Here is a 20,597-nt window from a genome sequence, read left to right as displayed (position 1 = left end):
GTCGACTCGGAACACCTCACTTTAACCACCCGTCCAGCGCCGTCAACCTTGCATGACGATTAAAATTGACGAATGGCTAAAATCTGCGCAAAACGCGCTGCTGCCGTCGGCATGCCTGCTCTGTCATGACCCGACGGTGCCGCCGGGACGCCTGTGTGCGCCCTGTCGCGCCGAATTGCCGTGGCTGGGCCGGGCTTGTCGACACTGTGCCCTGCCACTCGCGCCCGCAGCCGAAACCGAGACCTGCGCCGACTGTCGACGCGCGCCGCGCTTCGATGCAGCGGCGGCCGTCGGACACTACAGCGGCACGTTGCGCTGGCTGATCATCGGATTGAAGTTCCGTGCCCGCTTGAGCCATGCCGAGGCACTGGCCGAACTGCTGGCCGGCCGGCTTGCATCGCAAGGCCTCGCGACGCCCGATCTGCTCATCCCGGTCCCCCTGCACGTGACGAGCTTTCAGCGGCGCGGCTTCAATCAGGCCGAACGCATCGCCGCGCGCCTCGCATCGCGCCTCGGCACGACAGTCGAGCGCGACGCGGCATGGCGTACACGCGCGACGGCCCGCCAGAGCGAGCTCGACGCCAGCGCCCGCGCGGCCAATGTGCGCGATGCCTTCGCCTGCCGGATCGATCTGTCCGGGCGCCATGTGGCGATCGTCGACGACGTGCTCACGACCACGCGCACCGCCGCGGCGCTGGCACGCGCCCTGCGCGCGGCCGGCGCAACCCGCATTGACTGTTACAGCGTGGCCCGCGCATAGCCGAGCCACCGCGGCTTGCTTACCATCGAGCGACAATCGCCGCGCCATCGGAGTCGCGCATGCTCAGCTACATGTCTTCCCGTCGATCGAGACCCGGCGCGCCCCCGGGGGATCTGGTCGATCCCCCGCCACACCAGCGGATCGGCTCGCTCAGCGTCTATCGCATGGCGTTCGGCGGTAGCGGGGCGGCAGTCTCGCAAGCGGCCACGACGTTCGACGCGGCACTGACCGTCCCGGCCGACGACGATCATCCGCTCCTGTGGCTGCATTTCGAAGGCGATGTCTCGGCCGCCGAACTCGCCCGCCTGGGCGAGCGCTTCACCCTGCACCCGCTGGCCCTGGAGGACGTGCTCAACCACGGTCAGCGTCCCAAGCTCGATACCTACCGGCAAACGCTGTTCGCCACGCTCGCCCTGCCCCACATGGTCGACGACGAACTCGTCTTCCAGCAGGTCAGCCTGTTCATCGGCGAGGATTTCGTGCTGTCCTTTCATGCCGGGACACACGATGTATTCGGCGCCGTGCGCGAACGGATTCACGCCGCCCACGGGCGAATCGCCCACGCCGAGCCCGACTATCTCGGATACTGTCTCGCGGATGTGGTGGTCGATACCAGCTTCGAGGTACTGGCCGGCTACAACGATCATCTCGAGGTTCTGGAGGATGCCATCTTCGAGAATCGTCGCGACGATCTGGTCGGCCCGATCCACGAACTGCGGCGTCGCCTGATCGGCATGCGCAAGATCCTGCTCTCGCAGAATGAACTGTTCGTACGCTGGATCGGGCTCGAACACCCGCTGATCCATGCCGATAACCGCCCTTATTTCCGCGATGTTCAGGACCATGCCCGGCGCGTGGTCGATCTGGCCGACGGGTATTACGAAACCGCCGGCTCGTTGCTGGATACCCATCTGTCGCTGGCCTCGGCACGTCTCAACGATGTGATGCGTGTACTGACCCTGATCGCCACGATCTTCATGCCCCTGTCGTTTCTGGCCGGCATCTACGGCATGAACTTCGACACGCACTCGCCCTGGAACATGCCGGAGCTGTCGTATCGCTACGGCTACCCGCTGCTGCTTGGCGTCATGGGCGCGCTCGTCGTGGGCATGCTGGTGTATTTCCGGCGCAAGCAATGGATCTGAGCGTCGCTGGCATCGGCGACCGCCGGGGCCTGTCACCTCTACGCGCACGGCTCGTCCAGCCATCCGGTGTTGTCGCTCGCTTGTGTCGCACAGCGACACTGCGTCCCGCCGGATTGCACGGGCAGCCGCCGGCGCGACTCACACAGATCGGGTCAACGGGCCTTGGTCGGTGTCTTCGGTATTGTCGGCCGGACTGTCGGCGGCACTTTCGGCGACCTCGCTCTCCAGCACGATGAGACGATCATCCGGCCCGAACTCGCGCTCGGTGTCCCGATCGCGCGGGTTCAGTTCGATGCGCTGCGGGCCGTGGCGTCCGTGCAGGATACCCAGCAGCACCTCACCCTTGGCCGCGGCCCCTGCGGCAAGCGCGGCCACGCTTTCCCGATGATGGCGCTCGCCGGTGGGCACCGCGTTGCGCAGCGCGATCTCCGCGCCCCGCGCACCGAACAGATGCGCGACGACCCAGTGCAGCTCGCGTCGCAGGGCGATCTGGCTGAGCAGGTTCGACTGGATCACCGGCGAGACCAGACACTCGATGCCGGACTCGGCGAACAGCGACGCGTTCTCCTCGGCCATCGTCTCGACCACCAGACGCGGGTCGGCATCCGCGGCGGCCAGGGCACGTCTGAGCACGAGATGACACAGCAATAGCCGGGCATCCGCGGCCTCGGCCGAACCGAGCCAGTCACTGGCCACGAGCACGACCACATCGTAGTCGGTCAGATCCAGCCCGCTCAGCTGGGCATAGGCCGTGGTATCCATCTCGATCTGGCGCAGCGCCATGTGCGAGACCGAAATTCCCTGGCGCGCCAGCATGGCCTCGCGCTCGGCGATCGACAGCGCCGAGCAGATATCGATCCGGGCTTCCTCGTGATGATGGGCAGCGAACGCGGCAAGCATCGACGGCAACTTCTGATTCCAGCCGAGGATCAAGACCCGGCGAACCGGCCGCTCGCGCATGCGCCGCGGCACACGTGCCGCGCGCGGCGTCGATGCCGCGGCCCGGCCCTCGACCGGCAGGCAATCGTCGTAGCTCCGAGCGATGAAAGCCAGTCGATCGCCCGCGGCCACCCGTACATCGTCGTCGCCGTGCACCGGCAGAAACCCGCCGTCCCGCGCCAGCCCGATGAGCACCGCGTGCTCGTAATCATCGGCCAGCAGCGTGAGCCGCCGGCCGACCAGTTCGTCATCCACGATCCGGACGTAGAAACGATTGGCCTCGGGATCGTCATGGCCGGCCAGCAGCTCGTTGCAGATCCGGATCAGCCAGGGCGTTCGCACGGCGTTGACGAGCACGTGTGCGATGATTTCAGCCGTGCCGACGATTTCCGACGGCCCGGGATAGATGCTGCGGGCCGTGGCCAGCAGATCGGCGTCGTAGATCTCGGCGACCATCAACGGCAACGCCTCGGGATCGAGGCCCGCATGGGCTGTGGCTGCGCTCATCAAGGTCTTGATCGTTCGCTCGTCGGGCGTGCCGCTGGCCACGAATTCCGGCGCGGCCAGCACGATCGCGCCGGCGTGGGCGTAATCGACGCGCTTGAGATGATCGGCGCGCAGCGGGTTGCCCGACCGAAGAATGATCTGGCGTCGCTTGTAGCTGCGACCCAGCACATCACGCAGCTCGGCGGTCAGCGCCGGCGAGACCCGTTCGGCCAGCACCACGATCGCCAGGCGCTTGGCCCCGCGTGAGCGCAGAAAGCGCTTCACCCGGCCCTCGGCCGCCACGAGCTGATCGATGATTTCGGCCGTGCGGTTGTTCCAGCCGAGCACCAGAATATGGTCGTTCTTGGCGATCGGCGTGTAGCCGGCCTCCAGCGTTTCGATGGTGTCGTTGAGCCACTGTGTCATTGTCGCGATCAGCGCGCCGACGAACAGCACCACGCCGAGCACGGTCAGCGTGGTCGAAATCGCACGCAGCCAGATGCCCTGATCGTCGCCGAGATAGCCCGAATCCGTGAGCCGCAGAAAGGCCCACCAGATGGCCGCGCTGTGGTCGGCGTAATCGGCGCGGGGCAGCACCGAATAGGCCACCAGCCCGGCCGCGACGGCGATGATGATCATGGTCAACGCGATCACGATCAGGCGCGACAGCGTGCCGCGCACGATGAACTGCTCGAGCTGGAAGCGGACAAGCTGCAGCCCGCGTCGAATCAATGGCATGGCACACGCTCGGGTGACGACGGTTGATCCAGATTAGGCACAGTCACGGCCGCTGGCGAGACCGGCGGCATGGTGTCAGACCCGGGCGTAGTCATCGCCGGACGCGGTCCAGCGTGCGATCAGCGCTTCGGCTTCACGCGGATGGTAGGCCAGCACATCGTCGGCGACCGCGAGCGCAGCCTCGGCCAGATCCGCATCGCGCACCAGATCGGCGATACGAAAACTGGCCGCTCCGGTCTGGCGCGTACCCAGCACCTCGCCGGGCCCGCGCAGCTCCAGGTCGGCGCGGGCGATCTCGAACCCGTCGCTTGTGCCACGCAGCGCCGACAAGCGTGCCCGGGCGGTGTCCGACAGCGGGCCCTGATACAACAGTACACAATGACTGGCCACGGAACCCCGGCCGACACGGCCACGCAACTGATGCAGCTGGGCGAGCCCCAGACGTTCGGCGTTCTCGATGATCATGAGCGAGGCGTTGGGCACATCGACCCCGACCTCGATCACCGTGGTGGCCACGAGCACGTCGATCTCGCCGGCCTTGAAGGCATTCATCGCGCGCGCCTTGTCGGTTGCCTTCATGCGTCCGTGCACCAGCGAGACCCGCACATTGTCGAGACTGTCGGCCAATGCCTCGGCCGCTGCCTCGGCCGCCTGCGCTTCCAGCTTTTCCGAGGCTTCGATGAGCGTGCAGACCCAGTAGACCTGGCGCCCCTCGGCCACCGCCCGGCCGATGCGTGCCACGACCTCGTCACGTCGCGTATTGGGGATGGCCACGGTCTGAATCGGCGTACGCCCCGGCGGCAGTTCATCGATCACGGACGTATCGAGATCGGCATAGGCGCTCATCGCCAGCGTGCGCGGAATCGGCGTGGCCGTCATGATGAGCTGGTGCGCCGTCGTTGCCCGGCGCCCGCGACGGGCGGCCTTGTTGCGCAGCGCCAGACGCTGATCGACGCCGAATCGATGCTGTTCGTCGATGACGGCCAGGCCCAGCGCACCGAAGGCCAGTGACTCCTGGAACAGCGCATGCGTGCCCACGATCACACCCGGCCGACCGTCGGCGATCGCCGTCAGCGCCGCCGCCTCGCGCTTGCGCTTGCCGGTGACCAGCCACACCGCGATCCCGAGCGGCTCGAGCCAGCGCGACAGGGCGCCGTGGTGCTGCTCGGCCAACAGTTCCGTGGGCGCCATGAATGCCCCCTGCCAGCCGTTGTCCACGGCGGTCAGCAACGCCGCGGCCGCGACCACTGTCTTGCCGGAACCGACATCGCCCTGCACCAACCGCAGCATTGGCGATTCGGCGGCCATGTCGGCCAGGATTTCCCCGATCACGCGGCGCTGCGCCCCGGTCGGTGCGAAACCCAACCCTTCGAACAGCGGCCCCAGGCCGCGCCCGGCATCGCGCATCGCCGGGGCCCGATCGGAGCGGATCTGGCGACGACGCGATCGCAGTCCGAGCTGGTGCCCGAGCAGTTCCTCGAAGGCCAGCCGACGGTAGGCCGGATCCTCGCCGGCCATGAGTGCGGCCACATCCACATCGGGGGGCGGCTGATGTATTCGGGCGACGGCTTCGGCCGCGGTCATCGACAGCGCCGGACCGGTCAACGCCTCGGGCAGTATCTCGGGCCAGAAATCGGCGCGACCGATCAGCGCGAGCGTCTGTGTGACCATGTCGCGCAGGCGCGACTGCGATACGCCGGACACGGTCGGATAGACCGGCAGCAACGCCGGCGTGATCGCATACCCTTCGGCGGCATCGGCCACGACTTCGCACTCGGGGTGGACAATCTCCAGCTGATAGCCGGCCAGCCGCGGCTCGCCGAACACGCGCACCCACGTGCCCGGCGCCAGGCGAGCCTGCTGTTGCGAGCCGAAGTGGAAGAAACGCAGGGCCAGCCAATCGTCGCCGTCGCGCGCCGAGACCCGCAGGCTGCGTCGTTGGCCCATGCGGACCTCGGCATGCTCGATACGCACGACGGCCAGCGCCGCCTGCCCCGGCAGGAGCTCGGCGACCGGCGTGATGCGGCTGCGGTCCTCGTAGCGGATCGGCCGATGCAACAAGACATCACCGACCGACCGGATCCCCAGGCCTTCGAGTCGCTCGACCAGCTTCGGCCCGACGCCGCTCAGCCCGCGGACAGGCGCATCGGCCGTCAGTGACGCGGTCGGAGCACGGCTAGTCGATGACGAGGATGGCATCGGCCTCGACGGCGGCATTCTTGGGCAGAGCCGCGACACCGATCGCCGCTCGCGCGGGATACGGCGCATCGAAACGCGAGGCCATGACCTCGTTGACGATGCCGAACTGGCTCATATCGGTCAGATAGAGACCGACGCGCACGGCATGTGCCGGCGAGGCACCGGCGGCCGCGGCCACCGCGGCCAGATTGTCGAACACACGCTCGACCTGGGCCTTGAAGTCGCCGGCGATCAGCTCACCGGTGTCCGGGTCCAGCGGAATCTGGCCGGAGACATATACGGTATTGCCGATCTTGACCGCCTGTGAATACGGCCCGATGGCCGAGGGCGCGGCATCGCTGTGGATGATTTCGCGCTGATCCTGCGACATGAAAGACTCCGTTGGAAAGACGCTGTATTTTTACACAGCGTCCGTTCGAGGCCCAGCGCCGCGAGCCCGGGATCAGCTGCGCTCGATGCTCTCGACTTCGGGAATCCGCCGGATGCGACGGATAACGTGGGCCAGATGATGACGATCGCGCACGCTGATGAGAAAACGAATCGTCAGCAACGCCCCGCCCCGCTCGGGGAAATTCACGTTCTCGATACTCGCATCCGCATCGGCGAAACGCGCCGCCAGGCTGGCCAGCAGTCCACGCTGGTTGGCAGCGGTGATGCGCAGCTCGACTTCATATTCGCCCGAGACATTGTCGGCCCAGGTCAGCTCGACTCGATCATTGGAGGCCGAGCGTCGTGCCGAATAGGCACAGCCGGTGCGATGCACGACGATCCCGCGCCCCACGCTGGCCTGACCGTGAATGGCATCGCCCGGCACCGGATGACAGCACTTGGCGAATTCCACCACCAACCCTTCGGTGCCCTGCACCGCCAGCGGCTTGGCCTGGGTGCCCTCGGCCACCGGCGAATCGCCGGCCAGGAAATGTCGAGCCACGAGCGGCGCCAACCGACGACCGAGGCCGATGGCCGAATAGAGCGCCGGCAGACTGGCCTCGCCCATCTCGACCAGGCCGCGCTCGATTTCCGAGCGCGACAACCGCCGCAGTGACAGCCCGAGATCGGACAGCGATTTTTCGAGCAGCCGTTCGCCCAGCTCCCGGGCCTTGTCGTCACGCTGATGCTTGAGATAGTTGCGCACACCGGAACGGGCCTTGCCGGTGCGCAGGAAATGCAGCCAGGCCGCGTTGGGCCGCGCATGCTTGGCCGTGATGATCTCGATCGTCTGACCGGATTCGAGCTGGTTGTTCAACGGCGCCAGATGACCGTCGACCCGTGCCGCCACGCAGCGGTTGCCGAGCTCGGTATGCACGGCGTAGGCGAAATCCACGCAGGTCGAGCCCTTGGGCAGTCGCATGATCTTGCCTTTGGGCGTGAAGACATAGACCTCGTCGGGAAACAGATCCATGCGTAGATTGTCGACGAACTTGAGCGAGTCGCCCTCGTCTTCGTGCAGCTCGGCCAGATGACCGAGCCATTCCTCGGCATCGAGCGTACCGAGCTTGCCGACGGATTCCCCGAGCTTGTACTGCCAATGGGCCGCGATGCCGGATTCGGCGATCTGATCCATCTCGCGCGTGCGGACCTGAACCTCGAACTTGAGGCCGCCGCGCGCCATCACCGTGGTATGCAGCGACTGATAGCCGTTGAGCTTCGGGTTGGCGATGTAGTCGTTGAACTGGGCCGAGATCGGCCGATAGCAGTGATGCACGATGCCGAGTACGCGATAACACTCGTCGACCGAGTCGACGATGATCCGCACCCCGTACAGGTCAAAGACATCGAGAAAGCGGCGATGCTTTTCGCGCATCTTGCGATAGATGCTGTAGAGATTCTTGCGCCGCCCGCGTACTGCCGCGGACAACCCTTCGGCCGCGACCGCACGCGAAAGCGTTTCCTCGATCTCGCGCAACAGGCTGCGACGGTCCCCGGCGATCGATCGGCTAGCCTTGAGCAGCACCTCGTAGCGTCGCGGATAGAGATTGGCGAAGCCTTTCTCCTCCAGCTCGGTCCGGATGCTGTTGATCCCCAGACGACGGGCGATCGGCGCGTAGATCTCCAGCGTCTCGCGGGCGATCTGGGCACGCTTGCGCGTGCTCATGCCATCGAGCGTGCGCATGTTGTGCAACCGATCGGCAAGCTTGACCAGAATGACGCGGATATCGCGCGTCATCGCCAGCATCAGCTTGCGAAACGATTCTGCCGTGGCCTCCTGCCGGGAATGGAACTGGGCCTTGTCCAGCTTGGATACGCCCTCGACCAGATGTGCGACCTCGGTGCCGAACATCCGGGCGACTTCCTCGTAGGCCGAGTCGGTGTCCTCGATGACGTCATGCAGAATCGCGGCCATCAGCGTGGTCGCGTCCAGCCGCATGTCCGCCAGGATCCGCGCGACCGCCAGCGGATGATAGATATAGGGCTCGCCGGTCTTGCGGAACTGCCCGCGATGCTGTTTCTCGCCGTAGGCGTGCGCCGCGCGTACCTGCACGACCGCCTCGGGCGACATATAGGCCTCGAGATGTTCGGCCAGCGCATCGATGCCGTACTCGCGCGAAATGCGCGATGTCCGGATCTTGCTCTGCAGTCGTGTCAAGCCACCGATTTCCATACGCCCAGATTACTGCGAAATACGGCCGACGGCGAGCGCCCCGCCCATCCGATTCGCGATCGTTCGAGACCGCAACACCGTCAGCTGTCGCGCCCTGCGCCTGCAATACACGTCCACAATGGCCGCGGGCCGGGTACAACGAAAAAAGCCGCGGCTCTCGCCACGGCTTTTCGGTCGGCCTGCGCAGCCGATCGGTCTATTCGTCGCCGGCTGCTTTCTTGCGCGCGCCTTCGGCCTGGAAATCCTCTTCGCTCGGCTCGGCCGGACGCGGCGCTTCCATGCTGGCCGAAACCGGCGGCAGGTCCGGCTCATCCAGGATGTCCTTGGAAACCAAACCTTCGGCGATTTCGCGCAGCGCCATCACCGAGGGCTTGTCGTCCTCCCATTCGAGCTGGGACGGCGCACCACGCGCCAGTTGACGCGCTCGCTTCGAAGCGATCGTCGCCAATTCGAACTTGTTGGATACATGATCGAGACAATCTTCGACGGTCACGCGCGCCATGACACTTCACCTCATAAATCAGCGCAATCGCATAGTGTAACCGCTCGCACCGGCGACAGCCAGCCCGGCCGGCGCCTCAGGCGGTTTGTTGGAAGAGCGCCTCGAGCGCATCCAGAGCCCGGCCGAACTCGTCGTTGACGATCTGGTGGTCGTAGTCGTCGGCGCGCGCCAGCTCGTCGTCGGCCTCGGCCAGACGTCGCCGGATCGCGGCCTCGTCATCCGAGGCCCGAGAACGCAGTCGACGTTCGAGCTCGGCGCGCGACGGCGGCCGAATGAAGATCGTCACTGCCCCGGGCGCCCGTTCGCGGACCTGGGCCGCGCCCTGCCAGTCGATATCCAGAATGACGTCCTGGCCGGCGGCCAGGCATCGCTCGGTCTCGGCCGCCGAGGTGCCGTAGTAGCGATCGAACACGCGCGCATGTTCGAGAAACGCATCCTGCGCAATCATCCTCTCGAAATCGTCGAAGCCGACGAAGTGATAATCCACGCCGTCGACCTCCCCCTCACGCGCGGCGCGTGTCGTGTACGAGACCGAGAAACGCGCGATACGGTCCTGCTCGGCCAGACGCGCGATCAGAGCACGCGTCAAGCTGGTCTTGCCGCCGCCCGACGGCGCGGAGATGACATAAAGCCGGCCACGACGGCCGCTGGCTGAATCGGACACGGGCATCACTCGATGTTCTGGACCTGTTCGCGCATCTGTTCGATGAGCACTTTCATTTCGACGGCCGCCGCGCTGACCTGGCTGTCGGCCGATTTGGAACCGATGGTATTGGCTTCGCGATTGAACTCCTGCATCAGGAAATCCAGCCGCCGGCCGACCGGCTCCTCGCGGCCCAGCGCCTCGTCGAGTGCAGCGACATGGCTCTGGAGCCGATCGACCTCTTCGGCCACGTCCATGCGCTGGGCCGCGATGACCAGTTCCGATTCCAGCCGCGCGGGATCGGCCTCCAGATCGAGCTCGGCCAGCCGGGCCCGCCATTTCTCGGCGAGCTCGGCGCGTACTTCCGGAATACGATCGCCCACGAGGCGTGCATGCTCGGCGATGGCACTCGCCCGGTTCGACAGCATCTCGGCCAGACGCTGCCCCTCGGATGCGCGCATGTCGGCGAGCGCGTCGACCGCGCCGTCGAGGGCCGTCATGGCATCGGCCTGAAGCCTTTGCACGTCCGGCTCGACCTGCTGCTGTACGCCGGGGAAGTTCAGAAGCGCCAGCGCGTCCGGCGCGCGACAGTCGATGACCTGGCTGCGCACATGATCCAACGCTTCGGACAAGGCGCCGAGCCGCTCGCTGTCGACAGCGATGGCCTGATGCGATGTGGCCAGCGCCAGACGGGCCGATACCTCGACCTTGCCCCGAGCCACGCGCCGGGCGACGGCTTCGCGGATCTTCGGCTCGAGCGCGCGCAGACTCTCGGGCAGACGCGTGGCGACTTCCAGATAACGATGATTGACGCTTTTGATTTCCCAAGTGAGCGCGCCCCAGTCGGCACTGACCTCACGCCGGGCGAAACCGGTCATGCTGCGAATCATAGAAGATAGAGCCGTCGCATCGCGCGGCATGGTGCAATGGCCGGCGAAGTATCGCATACCGGTCCAGATGCCGTGCGTCGCACGGCATCGATGCCCCGGGCCATGTGTACGGCACTGGTACAATCGCAGATCATTTTCGTATCGACAGACCGTTCATGACCCAACGCCCCAGCGGCCGCGCCGCCGACCAGCTACGCGCCGTTTCTCTGGAACGCCATTTCACGCGACATGCCGCCGGTTCCGTCCTCGTGTCATTCGGCGATACCCGCGTGATCTGTACCGCGAGCGTGGAAGAGCGGGTGCCGCCGTGGCTGCGCGGTCGCGACTCGGGCTGGCTGACCGCGGAGTACGGCATGCTGCCGGGCGCGACCGGCACTCGCAGCGCCCGCGAAGCAGCGCGCGGCAAGCAGGGCGGGCGCACGGTCGAGATCCAGCGACTGATCGGACGCAGCCTGCGGGCGGTGATGGATCTGAAAGCGCTCGGTGCCCGTTCGGTGACCATCGACTGTGATGTCATCCAGGCCGATGGCGGGACGCGCACGGCGGCCATCACCGGCGGCTATGTCGCGCTCGTCGATGCCATGAACCGGCTCGTGGCCGACGGCAAACTCAAGAACAGCCCGGTCCACGGCCAGCTCGCCGCGGTCTCGGTCGGCATCTACGACGGCATGCCGGTACTCGACCTCGACTATGCCGAGGACAGCCAGGCCGAGACCGACATGAACGTGGTGATGAACGAAGCCGGCGGCTTCATCGAGATCCAGGGAACCGCCGAAGGCCATGCGTTTGCCCGCAGCGAACTCGATGCCCTGCTCGGCCATGCCGAGAAAGGCATCGGCGAGCTGATCGGCCTGCAACGCAGCGCACTTGCCGAGGACTAGGGCGTGTTGAGGTTTCGTTCGAGCGCCTTTTCGTCGAGAGACCGCAGTGTGTCCGGCAAGACGCGAGTCGCCGTATCGTGGTGTGCCACGATCAAGGCTCGCAACGCCGCCGGGCGCGATTTGCGGCCCAACCCAAAGGGACAAGCGCTGTTTTACGTCAATCCAGCGTTGTAGCCCGCTGGTGCAGAATGGCTGCAAGGCGCACACTACGCCTCGTCTTGTCGCAAAACAGCGCTTGGCGCGGACTCTCACGAAACCTCAACACGCCATAGCGCCATGCACGAAAAATGGGTCGTTGCCTCTTCCAATGCCGGCAAGATCGCCGAACTCGAAGCCCTGCTCGACGGGCTGGCGATCACCCCGGTCTCCCAGCGGGATTTCGACGTCGATGATGCGGTCGAGGACGGCATCGCCTTCCTCGACAACGCCCTCATCAAGGCCCGTCATGCCGCGTCGCAGACCGGCCTGCCGGCGATCGCGGACGACTCGGGCCTGGCGGTCGACTGGCTCGACGGAGCGCCCGGTATCTTTTCTGCCCGGTATGCCGGCACGCATGGCGATGACGAGGCCAACAACGCCAAACTCCTGACCGAACTCGACGGCGTGGCCGCGGCCGATCGCGGCGCCGCCTTTCATTGTTGTCTGGTCTCGGTCCGCTCGCCGGCCGACCCGGCGCCGATCGTCGCGCACGGGGTCTGGCGCGGCCGTATTCTCACCCGGGGGCGCGGCACCGGCGGATTCGGCTACGATCCGCTGTTCTGGGTGGATAGCGAACAGGCCTCGGCCGCCGAACTCGCCCCTGCCCGAAAGAACACGATCAGTCATCGTGGCCGGGCCATGAGCCGACTCGTCGAAGCGCTGCGTGAGCGACGCGACCGCTGATAGACAGCCGCGTGTCGCCCGCGCGGATCGTCAGGCCGCCGGGCTGGCGGTCTATGTCCATCTGCCCTGGTGCGTGGCCAAGTGTCCGTACTGCGATTTCAACTCGCACCGGGCACCGCGCGTTCTACCGGAGCGCGCATACGTCGACGCCTTGCTGGCCGACTGGCGATTCACGGCCACCGCCGAGGACCGCCCGATCACCAGCGTATTCATCGGCGGCGGGACACCGAGCCTGTTCTCGGCAGCGGCCATCGGCGAGATCCTGGCCGCGCTCGATGCCGGGCCCGGGCTGGCGGCCGATTGCGAGATCACGCTGGAGGCCAATCCGGGCACGACCGAATACGGTCGTTTCGTTGACCTGGCCGCGGTCGGCATCAACCGGGTCTCGCTCGGGATCCAGAGTTTCGATACGGCCTGCCTGAGCCGGCTGGGACGTATCCATGGCCGCGCCGAGGCCTTGACGGCGATCGATGCCGTGCGCAGCGCCGGCATCGATCAGCTCAACTGTGATCTGATGTTCGGCCTGCCGGGCCAGGATCTGGCCGGCGGGCTGGCCGATATCGACACGCTGCTGGCAATCGACCCTGGGCATATCTCCTACTACCAGCTCACGCTCGAACCGGGGACGCCCTTTGCCCGGCATCCGCCCGATCGTCCGGACGAGGACACCATAATCGACCTGTATGAGGCCGCCGCCGAGCGACTGGACGCGGCCGGCTATACCCAGTACGAAGTCTCGGCCTGGGGGCGGAATCATGTCTGTCGGCATAACCGGCACTATTGGCGGTTCGGGGATTATCTGGCGATCGGTGCCGGCGCCCACGCGAAATGCACGGGCCTCGACGGCCGTATCGCGCGCACGGCACGCCAGCGCTGGCCGGCCGGTTACATGCACAGTGCCGGCACACCGCAGGCCGTCGTCGAGACCCGGTTTCTATCGACGGATGATGCCCGCTTCGAGGCGCTGCTCAACGGCCTGCGGCTGCGTGAGGGCCTGAGCCGTACTGATTACGAATCGCGCACCGGTTTGCTTTGGGCCGATCTGCAGGCGCATCTGGCGCCGGCGATCGAAGACGGGCTCGTCGTCTGCGACGAGATCGGTGTGCGTGCCAGCCCGCGTGGCTGGTATCTTCTGGACTCGATTCTGTCGGATTTGGCCTGATGATCGACGAACCGAGCGTCGCCTGCCCCTACTGCGGCGAGACCATCACGATCGTCGTCGACACGACCGCCGGCCGGCAATCCTATGTCGAGGACTGTTTCGTGTGCTGTCAGCCGATCGTGCTCGATATCGACGTCGACCCCGACGGCGCGCTCGCTCACGTCGATGCACGGCCCGAAAATGGCTGAGATCGGCATCGGAAAAGACGTTTTTTGCGAGGCTGGCGACCACCGGAACGGCCGTCTATACTCGTCCGTCATTTATTTCGTCGCCGTCGATCCGTCACCACGGATGGACCGGCTGCAACGGCACGGATGCCATGGCCGAATATTCGCGTAGACAAGAAGCCCTGGACTATCACGAACGTCCGAAGCCGGGGAAACTCGGCATTTCCGTGACCAAACCGTTTTCGACCTACGGCGAGTTGTCGCTGGCCTACACGCCCGGTGTGGCCGAACCGGTCAAGGCCATTCGCGACAACCCGAGCGATGCCTATCGCTATACGTCGAAAGGCAATCTCGTGGCCGTCATCTCCAACGGCACAGCCGTGCTCGGCCTCGGCAATACCGGCGCACTGGCCAGCAAGCCGGTCATGGAAGGCAAGGCCGTTCTGTTCAAGAAATTCGCCGATATCGATGTCTTCGATATCGAAGTCGATGCCGATACCGTCGAGGCCATGATCGAGACGGTCACCCGGATCGCGCCGACCTTCGGCGGCATCAATCTCGAAGACATCGCCGCGCCGGCGTGCTTCGAGATCGAGAACGCGCTCGTCGAACGCCTGGATATTCCGGTCTTCCACGACGATCAGCACGGCACGGCCATCATCGTGGCGGCCGGCCTGATCAATGCCCTGGAGTTGCAGGACAAGCAGATCGCCGATGCCAAGATCGTGTGCATGGGTGCCGGCGCCGCGGCCATCGCCTCGATGGATCTGCTGATCGAGATGGGCGTTACCCGCGAGAACATCTACATGTGCGACAGCCGCGGCGTCATCCACGACGAGCGCGACGACCTGTCGAAATACAAGGCCAAGTTCGCCACGCGCACCGACAAACGCACCGTGGACGACGCCATGGCCGTGGCCGATGTGTTCGTCGGCCTGTCCGGACCCGATACCGTCTCCAAGGAACAGATCGCCTCGATGCCGGCCCGGCCGGTGGTCTTTGCCCTGTCCAATCCCAATCCGGAGATCACGCCCGAAGACGCCAAGCGCGTGCGCGATGACCTGATCATGGCCACGGGGCGCTCCGATTACCCGAACCAGATCAATAATGTGCTGGGCTTTCCCTATATCTTTCGCGGCGCGCTCGACGTGCGCGCGGCCCGCATCAACATGCCGATGTGCGTGGCCGCAGCGCGTGCGATGAGCGAACTGGCCCGTCGACCGGTGCCGCGCACGGTGCTCGAGGCCCATGACCGGGACGAGATGTCGTTCGGCCCGGACTACATCATCCCCAGCCCCTTTGATCCGCGCCTGATCGATTTCGTCCCGCCCGCGATTGCCGCGGCCGCGATCGAAACCGGTGTGGCGCGCACAGACTACCCTTCGCACTACCCGCAACCGGCGATCGATATCGACGATCAGTAACAGCCTTGCGGCGGCAACCTTCGGGAGAATGCACTATGGCCAAGACCTATCAAATCAGCGACGGCAACACGTCGAGCGAGCTCGATCTCGTGGAAGGCACGCTCGGCACGCCGGCGGTCGACGTTCGCGGATTGGCGGGCACGCAGGGTGTATTCACGTACGACCCGGCCTTCACCGCCACCTGCAGCTGTGATTCCGACATCACTTTCATCGACGGCGAAGCCGGCAAGCTGATGTACCGCGGCTATTCGGTCGAACAGCTGGCCGAGCAGTCGAGCTATCTTGAGGTCTGCTACCTGCTGCTCAACGGCGAGCTGCCGAACAAGACCGAGATGGACGAGTTCCGTGATGCGATCACGCATCACACGATGCTCAACGAATCGCTGGTCAAGTTCTACGACGGCTTCCATTACGACGCGCACCCGATGGCCGTGCTCACCGGCATCGTCGGATCGCTGTCGGCCTTCTATCACGACAAGACCGACGTGCGGGATCCCGAGCATCGCAAGATCTTTGCGCACCGCATGATCGCCAAGATGCCGACCATCGCCGCTGCCGCCTACAAGCACAGCGTCGGCCAGCCCAAGATCGGGCCGAAGAACCAGCTCGACTACACCTCGAACCTGCTGCGCATGATGTTCGCAGTCCCGGCCGAGGAATACGAGGTCGACCCGGTCGCTGCCAAGGCGCTCGACGTGCTGTTCATCCTGCATGCCGATCACGAACAGAACGCCTCGACCTCGACGGTGCGCATGGCCGGCTCGACGGGTGCCAACCCGTACGCCGCGATCTCGACCGGCATCGCTGCCCTCTGGGGCCCGGCCCACGGCGGCGCCAATGAGGCCGTGCTCAACATGCTGGCCGAAATCGGCGATGCCTCCCAGGTACCCAAGTACCTGGACAAGGCCAAGGACAAGAACGATCCGTTCAAGCTGATGGGCTTCGGTCACCGGGTCTACAAGAACTTCGACCCGCGGGCCAAGGTCATACGCGGCTACTGTCACCAGGTGCTCGAGCACTACAACATGCAGAACAACAAGTTGTTCGAGCTGGCCCTGGAACTCGAGCGCGTGGCGCTGGAAGACGAGTACTTCGTCGAGCGCAAGCTCTATCCGAACGTCGACTTCTATTCCGGCATCATCTACCAGGCCCTGGGCATCCCGGTGAATATGTTCACCCCGATGTTCGCGATCGCCCGCACGGTGGGCTGGGCCTCGCACTGGTGCGAGATGATGGGCGACCCGAAGATGCGCATCGCGCGGCCGCGCCAGGTTTATACCGGCTACGATCTGCGTGACTACGTCGATATCGACAAACGCTGATGCCGACCGAGACGACCGGCGGCAACGCCTGGTCGTCTGTCGGGAGTGCGACTGGGTGGTCGCACTCCCGCATCGTGCGCTCGGCCAGCGCGCCGAGTGCCCACGCTGTCATCATCATCTGACCGGTGCCGCACAGCGCGATACACAGCAGCCGCTGGCATGGGCGCTCGCGACCCTGATCGTCCTGGCGCTGGTCTTCGTCTTTCCCTTTCTCGGTTTCTCCACGCGTGGCGTCGGCCACGTGATGAGTTTCATCGATACGGTGCACGCGCTTTCGGCCGATGATTACGGACTGATCGCGGCCCTGCTCATGGCCACCACCGTGGTCTTTCCCGGCATCTATCTGGCCAGCCTGGCCTATATCGCCATCGCCGCGCAGTGGCGCCTTGCCCTGCCCAGGCGGATAGCACTGGCCCGTGTGATGCGGCCGATCGAACCGTGGATGATGTCCGACGTGTTCATCGTCGGCGTACTGGTCAGCCTGATCAAGATCATTTCTCTGGCCGATATCCACATGCACGGCGGCTTCGTGGCCTTCTGTCTCTACTCGGCCCTGCTGCTACGCACGACCACATTGATCGACTGGACCGCACTCTGGGATCGCCTGGTGCCACGGCCGGCGCTGCCGGCGCACATCCGGAGCGCGGCAACCGGGCGTAGTCAGGCACTCATTGCCTGTGGCGGCTGCGACACGCCCTATGTACGCGCCGAGCACGAACACTGCCCGCGCTGCGGCAAGAAGGCACGGGCGCCGCATATCGATCGCGTACAGATGACGGCAGCACTGTTGCTCACCGCGACGGTGCTTTACATACCGGCCAATCTATATCCGGTGCTGGTCACGGTGCAGCTTGGCACCGCCCAGCCGCAGACCATCGCAGCCGGCGTGCTGCATCTGGCCGCACACGGGGACTGGCCGATCGCACTCGTGATCTTCCTTGCCAGCATCGTCGTGCCGATCGCCAAGATTCTGGCACTCGCCTGGCTGTGTATCGCAACCCGACGGCCCCAGGCCGAAGCCAGCCTCGGCCGGACGCGGCTGTTCCGCATCACGGAGAAGATCGGTCGCTGGTCGATGATAGACGTATTCGTCGTGGCCGTGCTTGCCACGCTCGTCCAGGCCGGATCCCTGATGTCCATCCAGCCCGGGCTCGGCGTCGTCGCGTTCGCGGCGGTGGTGATATTGACCATGATTGCCGCCCATACCTTCGATACACGCCTCCTCTGGCCGACGCATTCGACGCATTCGACGCCCGAGCAGAACACATGTTGAGCGCGGACGACCGCGATGCCATCCGGGCCGGCATTCCGGACTGCCCGAGGCCGAACCGCAGCCACGGGGCGCCGCACGCCGCCATTGGCGACGATGATGCGGCATACAGGGCCACGCTACCCTAGACTGGCCGAACCGGCGTACCGCGCAGCCGCGCGCTGCACCCGATAGGCGCCGGATTTCGTACGATTGAACACCACGCGCCCGAGGTGCCGATGTCTGACAACGAATCCGCCGACACTGCCCGTCTCGCCCCGGCAAGACGCTGGCGCATCTCGCCGGTCTGGCTGGTCCCGCTATTCGCGGTGCTCGTCGGCGGCTGGCTGCTCTATGACAATCTGTCGTCGCGCGGACCCGTGATCACGCTGGACATCGACACGGCCGAGGGCATCGAAGCCGGCAGCACGAAACTCAAGGTTCGCAGCGTGGACGTCGGCCAGGTGAGTCAGATCGAACTGGCCGACGACTACAACGGCGCCGTCCTCACGGTGCAGATGAATCCGGACACGGCCAAGCTACTCGGGCCGGATACCAAGTTCTGGGTCGTCAAACCGCGCGTGGGCCCACAGGGCATCTCCGGTCTCAACACGATTCTGTCCGGGGCGTACCTGCAGCTGCGCCCGAGTCAGAAGCCCGGCGACAAGCGTCATTTCAAGGTCCGCGACAATCCGCCGCCTCTGTCGACCAACCAGCCGGGCGTGACGGTCAAGCTCGTCAACGACGGCGATAACACGCTGTCCGTGGGCGATCCGATCGTCTATCAGGGCCAGAACGTCGGTCAGATCGAGGCCAGCAACTTCTCAATCGAGAAACGCCAGACAATCTACACGGTGTTCATCCGCAAGCCTTTCTCGGAACTGATCACCGGCCCGACCCAGTTCTGGCTGCGCTCCGGCGTGGACCTGCATCTCGGCTCGGACGGTGTCGATGTGCAGCTCGGCTCTCTGCAGAGCGTGCTGGCCGGCGGCGTGACCTTCGGCCTGCCGGACGGCGTGGATGCCGGCAAATCGGTCGCCGATGGCGACCGCTTCAAGCTTTATCAGACACGCAATGCCGCCATCCAGGATCGTTTCGAGCGCAAGCTCAAGTATGTGGTGCTGCTCAACGACTCGATTCGCGGACTATCCGCCGGGGCGCCGGTTGAATATCGCGGCCTGCGCATCGGCACGGTCGAGGAAGTACCCTTCTACCCGAGCGACTACACGCTCTCCAGTTTCTCCGGTTTCCGGATTCCGGTCCTGATCGCGATCGAGCCGCAACGCCGAGGCCTGGCTTGGGCGAACTGGACCGACAAGGAATGGCGCGCCCATCAGATCCGCTTCTTCAAGAACGGCCTGCGCGCCACGATCAAATCATCGAACCTGCTCACCGGTTCGATGTTCATCGATCTCAGCTTCGACAAGCATGCCGATTCGTACCAGCAGCAGACGCTGGGCGGCTATACCATCTTCCCCAGCGAGCCCAGCCAGATCACGAGCATCCAGCAGCAGCTCTCCGACCTGATGGACAAACTCAACCAGATCGACGTCGGCCCGATCGTGCGTCAGCTCAAGCACAGCATTTCGCAAGCCAACGCCACCATTTCGGCGCTCCATCAGACCACGAACAAGGTCAACGGCCTGCTGGACGAGCCGGGCACACGTCAGCTTCCGGGCCAGATCAACGACACGCTCGACAAACTGCAGCAGACGCTGGACAACTTCCAGCAGGGCGCGCCGGCGTATCAGCAGCTCAACGAGACCCTGCAACGACTCAACCAGGTACTCGACGATGCCGCCCCGTTGACACGCACACTGCGTGATCATCCGAATTCACTGGTCTTCGGCCGCCCCGACGGCAAGGATCCCGTGCCCAGAGCCAAGCCATGACCCATCATGCCTCGCGTCCGATCGTCTTCGGCCTGCTGCTCGTCTGCCTCGCCCTGCTCGCCGGATGTGCCACATCCGGCGACAGCTCACCGTCATTGTTCGTACTCGACAGCGGCCCGACGCCGGCCGCCGGCGGCACTCGCCCCGGCTCGCCGTCGCTGATGGTCGCCCCCGTTGTCACCGCGTCCTATTTGAACCAGGGCGGCATCGTGTATCAGACCGCGCCGCATCGGGTCGTGGTTGCCAACAACAATCGCTGGGCCGCCCCCTTGGCCGGCCAGCTCACGGATACGCTCTACAACGTACTGAGCCGACGCCTGAACCGGATCAACGTCCGCCGGGCCACCAGTAATCAGCACGGCCTGTACCAGCTGCAGACACGTATCGATCGCTTTTACGGCAGCCAGGACGGCAATGCTCACATTGCGGGCCAGTGGCAGCTGACCGCCCCGGACGGCCAGCTCGTACGCCGTGACAATTTCGATCGCACCATCCCGTTGGCCAGCGACGGCTATCCGGCCCTGGTCTCGAGCCTGTCGCAGGGCTGGCAGGCAGTGGCCGCCGACATGGCCCCCCCGCTGTCGGCCTCGCTGCCTTCGGCAACGCGCAACTGAGCCAGCGCGGGAACCCTCCAGTCGCCCGGCGCTGCCCCGGGCGATACGAGTCGCGCTCCAGACCCCGCCCATCGTCACGCCTGCGGTACCATCGACCGTC

General features: G+C 65.3%; 18 protein-coding genes. 11 read left to right on the top strand and 7 right to left on the bottom strand.

The features are described from left to right. Positions 1-52 precede the first annotated feature (52 nt). Together D3260_RS04255 and corA are read left to right on the top strand one after the other, a co-directional pair. The gene (locus tag D3260_RS04255) at positions 53-760 is read left to right on the top strand and encodes a ComF family protein (protein ID WP_120097333.1); all 708 of its coding nucleotides are present in this window, start codon (positions 53-55) and stop codon (positions 758-760) included. 59 nt (positions 761-819) lie between these two features. Beyond that, complete coding sequence (gene corA / locus D3260_RS04250) at positions 820-1,905, top strand: magnesium/cobalt transporter CorA (RefSeq protein ID WP_120097332.1); 1,086 nt, start codon at positions 820-822, stop codon at positions 1,903-1,905. A gap of 138 nt (positions 1,906-2,043) precedes the next feature. Here corA and D3260_RS04245 read toward each other — a convergent pair whose 3' ends face one another. The 7 genes from D3260_RS04245 to D3260_RS04215 all read right to left on the bottom strand — a co-directional run bounded on the left by D3260_RS04245 (position 2,044) and on the right by D3260_RS04215 (position 10,892). Then, the gene (locus tag D3260_RS04245; RefSeq protein WP_120097331.1) at positions 2,044-4,068 is read right to left on the bottom strand and encodes a hypothetical protein; all 2,025 of its coding nucleotides are present in this window, start codon (positions 4,066-4,068) and stop codon (positions 2,044-2,046) included. Between the two features lie 75 nt (positions 4,069-4,143). After that, the gene (gene recG, locus D3260_RS04240) at positions 4,144-6,267 is read right to left on the bottom strand and encodes an ATP-dependent DNA helicase RecG (RefSeq protein WP_120097330.1); all 2,124 of its coding nucleotides are present in this window, start codon (positions 6,265-6,267) and stop codon (positions 4,144-4,146) included. Then, positions 6,245-6,637: a Rid family detoxifying hydrolase gene (locus D3260_RS04235; protein WP_120097329.1), complete on the bottom strand. Its 393-nt coding sequence runs from the start codon at positions 6,635-6,637 to the stop codon at positions 6,245-6,247. Before D3260_RS04235 ends, recG begins: the two co-directional genes overlap by 23 nt. 72 nt (positions 6,638-6,709) lie before the next feature. Then, on the bottom strand, positions 6,710-8,869 hold the full coding sequence (locus D3260_RS04230) for a bifunctional (p)ppGpp synthetase/guanosine-3',5'-bis(diphosphate) 3'-pyrophosphohydrolase (protein WP_120097328.1): 2,160 nt from the start codon (positions 8,867-8,869) through the stop codon (positions 6,710-6,712). Positions 8,870-9,065: 196 nt separating this feature from the next. Further along, positions 9,066-9,371 (bottom strand): DNA-directed RNA polymerase subunit omega, encoded by a 306-nt coding sequence (gene rpoZ / locus D3260_RS04225; protein ID WP_120097327.1) that lies wholly within the window; start codon positions 9,369-9,371, stop codon positions 9,066-9,068. A gap of 76 nt (positions 9,372-9,447) precedes the next feature. Then, entirely contained in the window at positions 9,448-10,035 is a 588-nt protein-coding gene (gmk, locus tag D3260_RS04220; protein WP_120097485.1) for a guanylate kinase, read from the bottom strand. 5 nt (positions 10,036-10,040) lie between these two features. Continuing rightward, entirely contained in the window at positions 10,041-10,892 is an 852-nt protein-coding gene (locus tag D3260_RS04215) for a YicC/YloC family endoribonuclease (protein WP_199671352.1), read from the bottom strand. Between the two features lie 167 nt (positions 10,893-11,059). Between D3260_RS04215 and rph the strand changes: the two genes are divergently transcribed. From rph to D3260_RS04170, 9 genes are all read left to right on the top strand, one after another. Further along, a complete protein-coding gene (gene rph, locus D3260_RS04210; protein ID WP_120097325.1) occupies positions 11,060-11,785 on the top strand; it encodes a ribonuclease PH in 726 nt (241 codons plus the stop codon). Between the two features lie 276 nt (positions 11,786-12,061). Further along, entirely contained in the window at positions 12,062-12,667 is a 606-nt protein-coding gene (gene rdgB / locus D3260_RS04205) for an RdgB/HAM1 family non-canonical purine NTP pyrophosphatase (protein ID WP_120097324.1), read from the top strand. Then, entirely contained in the window at positions 12,648-13,829 is a 1,182-nt protein-coding gene (gene hemW / locus D3260_RS04200) for a radical SAM family heme chaperone HemW (protein WP_233543954.1), read from the top strand. Before rdgB ends, hemW begins: the two co-directional genes overlap by 20 nt. Then, the gene (locus tag D3260_RS04195; protein ID WP_120097323.1) at positions 13,829-14,017 is read left to right on the top strand and encodes a CPXCG motif-containing cysteine-rich protein; all 189 of its coding nucleotides are present in this window, start codon (positions 13,829-13,831) and stop codon (positions 14,015-14,017) included. The genes hemW and D3260_RS04195 overlap by 1 nt, the downstream gene beginning before the upstream one ends. 131 nt (positions 14,018-14,148) lie before the next feature. After that, the gene (locus tag D3260_RS04190) at positions 14,149-15,420 is read left to right on the top strand and encodes a malic enzyme-like NAD(P)-binding protein (RefSeq protein ID WP_120097322.1); all 1,272 of its coding nucleotides are present in this window, start codon (positions 14,149-14,151) and stop codon (positions 15,418-15,420) included. 35 nt (positions 15,421-15,455) lie between these two features. Then, positions 15,456-16,742: a citrate synthase gene (locus D3260_RS04185; RefSeq protein WP_120097321.1), complete on the top strand. Its 1,287-nt coding sequence runs from the start codon at positions 15,456-15,458 to the stop codon at positions 16,740-16,742. Next, on the top strand, positions 16,714-18,015 hold the full coding sequence (locus D3260_RS04180; RefSeq protein ID WP_158583388.1) for a paraquat-inducible protein A: 1,302 nt from the start codon (positions 16,714-16,716) through the stop codon (positions 18,013-18,015). Before D3260_RS04185 ends, D3260_RS04180 begins: the two co-directional genes overlap by 29 nt. 215 nt (positions 18,016-18,230) lie before the next feature. Beyond that, on the top strand, positions 18,231-19,883 hold the full coding sequence (gene pqiB / locus D3260_RS04175; protein ID WP_120097319.1) for an intermembrane transport protein PqiB: 1,653 nt from the start codon (positions 18,231-18,233) through the stop codon (positions 19,881-19,883). Next, the gene (locus D3260_RS04170; RefSeq protein WP_120097318.1) at positions 19,880-20,497 is read left to right on the top strand and encodes a membrane integrity-associated transporter subunit PqiC; all 618 of its coding nucleotides are present in this window, start codon (positions 19,880-19,882) and stop codon (positions 20,495-20,497) included. The genes pqiB and D3260_RS04170 overlap by 4 nt, the downstream gene beginning before the upstream one ends. The last annotated feature ends 100 nt before the right edge of the window (positions 20,498-20,597 follow it).

Source organism: Salinisphaera sp. Q1T1-3 (genome assembly GCF_003602005.1).
In the GTDB taxonomy this organism is placed as follows: domain Bacteria; phylum Pseudomonadota; class Gammaproteobacteria; order Nevskiales; family Salinisphaeraceae; genus Salinisphaera.
This window is presented reverse-complemented; position numbering and strand designations above follow the sequence as displayed.

Coding starts and splice junctions, on each gene's coding strand:
- recG (WP_120097330.1), bottom strand. CDS start 6,267: ATGCCATCCTCGTCATCGACTAGCCGTGCTCCGACCGCGTCACTGACG.
- D3260_RS04185 (WP_120097321.1), top strand. CDS start 15,456: ATGGCCAAGACCTATCAAATCAGCGACGGCAACACGTCGAGCGAGCTC.
- D3260_RS04170 (WP_120097318.1), top strand. CDS start 19,880: ATGACCCATCATGCCTCGCGTCCGATCGTCTTCGGCCTGCTGCTCGTC.
- rpoZ (WP_120097327.1), bottom strand. CDS start 9,371: ATGGCGCGCGTGACCGTCGAAGATTGTCTCGATCATGTATCCAACAAG.
- D3260_RS04195 (WP_120097323.1), top strand. CDS start 13,829: ATGATCGACGAACCGAGCGTCGCCTGCCCCTACTGCGGCGAGACCATC.
- corA (WP_120097332.1), top strand. CDS start 820: ATGCTCAGCTACATGTCTTCCCGTCGATCGAGACCCGGCGCGCCCCCG.
- D3260_RS04235 (WP_120097329.1), bottom strand. CDS start 6,637: ATGTCGCAGGATCAGCGCGAAATCATCCACAGCGATGCCGCGCCCTCG.
- rdgB (WP_120097324.1), top strand. CDS start 12,062: ATGCACGAAAAATGGGTCGTTGCCTCTTCCAATGCCGGCAAGATCGCC.
- pqiB (WP_120097319.1), top strand. CDS start 18,231: ATGTCTGACAACGAATCCGCCGACACTGCCCGTCTCGCCCCGGCAAGA.
- D3260_RS04230 (WP_120097328.1), bottom strand. CDS start 8,869: ATGGAAATCGGTGGCTTGACACGACTGCAGAGCAAGATCCGGACATCG.
- rph (WP_120097325.1), top strand. CDS start 11,060: ATGACCCAACGCCCCAGCGGCCGCGCCGCCGACCAGCTACGCGCCGTT.
- D3260_RS04190 (WP_120097322.1), top strand. CDS start 14,149: ATGGCCGAATATTCGCGTAGACAAGAAGCCCTGGACTATCACGAACGT.
- D3260_RS04215 (WP_199671352.1), bottom strand. CDS start 10,892: ATGACCGGTTTCGCCCGGCGTGAGGTCAGTGCCGACTGGGGCGCGCTC.
- D3260_RS04245 (WP_120097331.1), bottom strand. CDS start 4,068: ATGCCATTGATTCGACGCGGGCTGCAGCTTGTCCGCTTCCAGCTCGAG.
- D3260_RS04255 (WP_120097333.1), top strand. CDS start 53: ATGACGATTAAAATTGACGAATGGCTAAAATCTGCGCAAAACGCGCTG.